The organism is Kurthia zopfii (assembly GCF_003143955.1).
Classification (GTDB): domain Bacteria; phylum Bacillota; class Bacilli; order Bacillales_A; family Planococcaceae; genus Kurthia; species Kurthia zopfii.
In genome coordinates this window covers 1-3,028 of sequence record NZ_QFVS01000073.1, presented here as the reverse complement: position 1 = coordinate 3,028, position 3,028 = coordinate 1, and the positions used below count along the sequence as shown (strand labels likewise).

The following is a 3,028-nucleotide window of genomic DNA, read 5'->3' as shown; positions in this document are numbered from 1 at the left end:
ATGAGGCATCATTCCTTTCGGGTGGGTTGTTTAGTCGCTACCATTATACCGAATTTGGGGAGGTGCCTCATTTTTATTTAATTTTACCCCTTGATAACAAAGGGATTGGAATTATGAAATTAACTCAATTGTGCGTTTCTTAAATTTTTCGTCGCTTGTACCATGTTTTTCAATGCTGCAACAGTTTCAGTTTCACCGCGTGTTTTTAATCCGCAGTCAGGATTTACCCAAAAGCGCTGCACGGGAATTGTCACAAGACTTTCTTCTAATATAGTCGCCATTTCTTCAACGGAAGGTACGCGAGGGCTATGGATATCATAGACACCAAGGCCAATTCCATATGGATATGGATTTTCTTTTAATGAATGTGTAAGTTCACCATGACTACGAGAAGTTTCTAATGAGATTACGTCCGCATCCAATGAAATGATAGGATCGATGAAGTCATTGAACTCACAATAGCACATATGCGTATGAATTTGCGTATCATCTTTCACAGTAGAAGTAGAGATTTTGAATGCATCGGTAGCCCAACGTAAATAATCGGAATGATTTTTCTTACGTAATGGAAGACCCTCTCTCAATGCTGGTTCATCAACTTGAATAATGCGAATGCCAGCTGCTTCAAGTGCTTCAATTTCTTTTCGAAGAGCGAGTGCAATTTGATTCGTAACTTTTTCGCGAGATAGATCATCACGAACGAATGACCAGTTTAGAATTGTGACAGGTCCTGTTAACATCCCTTTCACCCAGTGCTTCGTATGTTGTTGCGTGAAAGCAGTTTCCTTCACTGTCATCGGTTCAACCCATTGAACATCCCCGTAAATTACTGGTGGTTTCACGCAGCGAGAACCGTAAGAAACAACCCAAGCTTTTTTCGTAAAGGCGAATCCTTTTAGTTTTTCTCCGAAATATTCCACCATGTCTGTTCTTTCAAACTCTCCATGTACGAGGACATCAAGTTCAAGCTCCTCTTGGATTTTCACCCATCTTAATGTTTCTTCCTCAAGGAATTTCTCGTATTGCTCATTTGAAAGATCCCCTTTACGCCAGTCTGAACGAGTCTTTTTCACAACTGCTGATTGTGGGAAACTACCGATTGTCGTAGTCGGGAATGAAGGTAATTGAAGTAGTTTTTGCTGCACTTCAAGTCGCGTTTCGAATGGTACGCCACGTTTTGTATCTGCTTCAGTAAGTGCATTTAATTCATTTTTCACTTCTTCATTATTACGCGATACGTGGTTGGCTAAGTTTTGTAAATTCGTCAAATTATCTTGAATTACTTGTGGATTTGTCCATTTTCCTTCTTTAATATAGTTTGTGATTTGTTGAATTTCTTCAAGTTTTTCATCAGCAAATGCAAGCGCATTTTTTAATACATCGAAAAGTTCAGTTTCAGATGCAGTAGTAACAGGTGTATGTTGCAAACTACAAGAAGGTTGAATCCATAATTCTTTAGGTTGTACTAATTGTAAAATCGCATCAATTTGTTGGCTTACTTCTTTTAAGTTACTAGTCCAAATATCTCGTCCATTAATGACGCCGACCGCAAGTACTTTGTCATTCGGGAAGCCAAATTGATTAATCGATTGGCTATTTTCTTTGAAACCATGTACGAAGTCTAAGCCAATACCTGCGACAGGTAATTGTACAATTTGTTCATATTGTGGAATACCTTCAAAATAAGTTGTTAACATGATTTTTGCTTGTGGGACATTTTCAGCAAGTTGCTTATAAATCACTTGAACAAGCTTTAAATCCTCATCGCTTAACTCTTGAGTTAGTAAGGGTTCTTCAATTTGAATCCATTCCGCACCCGCATCCACAAGTTGCTGAATGACTTCTTCATAAAGTGGCAGTAATTGAACTAAGTAAGCGGCGAATTGTTGTTCATTATAACCTTTTGTAATTTTAGAAAATGTAAATGGGCCGATCAATGTTGGTTTCGGTGTGTTTTTTAACACTTCTTTTGCTTCGTTAAATAGTGATAGTAAAGTGTTGTTTTGAAGCGATAATTTTTCGCCTGTATATTCTGGCACGATGTAATGGTAGTTCGTATTGAACCATTTCGTCATTTCACAAGCAACTGTCTCTTGTGAACCACGAGCCATCGCATAATATGTTTTTAAAGAAGGGGATTGTTCGAGTGTTTTATATCGATTCGGGATAATGTTGAACATAAAAGCTAAGTCAAGAACTCGGTCATATTGCGTAAAGTCGCCAACTGTCACTTGATCGATGCCTAGCTTTTCTTGTTTCAATAAATTATGAATTCGTTGTTGTTTCAATTGTTGTTCAAGTTCTGTTTCCGTTAAATCATTTTTCCAAAAACGTTCAATTGTTCGTTTCCATTCACGATTTTCTCCGATATACGGATAGCCGATTGTTGTACTTTTTACATTTGTCATAAATTATTGCCTCCTTTTTTTTACATAAGCCAAAAATAAAAGACTATTCCATGTGAAATAGTCTGAAGCGTTTTCTATGCAAGAAAAAATAAAGGGTCATCCCTTTTCGAGCGCACAGAACACCACCTATCTCCACGTAGGTATTTGGTGTGTACTAGAATATGGCTGGTCTCCTGACTTATGATCAAAATCTCTCAAATTACAGTTGCGGGACAGTGTCGGAATTTCACCGAGCTTCCCATTTAAGGTTATTCGCATAACCACCATTTCTTACACAATATGTAATTGAGATTTACTATAACATACAGAAAAGTAAAATCAATAAGAAACTTTAAAATATTCTGAAAATATTTATAAAAAAGAGTGAAATAGTCGGGATTAAGCGCTTTCACAATGAAATAGGGATTTATGGTATGCTAATGCCATCGAAAAATAAGGGATGAATGACATGATTGATATCGGAGTGAACTACTCACCACTTAGCTAAATCTTACGGTTCTTCACGCTTGAAGTGGGAGCTTCTTGGGAATAGAGCGTACTTGCAAGTGTATTTCTTTACTTGCAGCGGTTTCTCTTATTTGACCGAGCTAACCCCGTAGTTCCTACGGTTTGTATAGGCT

The 3,028-nt window shown here is 37.5% G+C and carries 1 protein-coding gene and 1 riboswitch; the gene reads right to left on the bottom strand.

Annotated elements, in window-relative coordinates:
• Positions 1–119 precede the first annotated feature (119 nt).
• The gene (gene metE / locus DF281_RS14320) at positions 120–2,408 is read right to left on the bottom strand and encodes a 5-methyltetrahydropteroyltriglutamate--homocysteine S-methyltransferase (RefSeq protein WP_109350934.1); all 2,289 of its coding nucleotides are present in this window, start codon (positions 2,406–2,408) and stop codon (positions 120–122) included.
• Between the two features lie 146 nt (positions 2,409–2,554).
• Positions 2,555–2,691: riboswitch (cobalamin riboswitch) on the bottom strand.
• Positions 2,692–3,028 lie beyond the last annotated feature (337 nt).

Excerpts from the sequence above, each read along its gene's own strand:
- metE (WP_109350934.1), bottom strand. The coding sequence starts at position 2,408 with ATGACAAATGTAAAAAGTACAACAATCGGCTATCCGTATATCGGAGAA.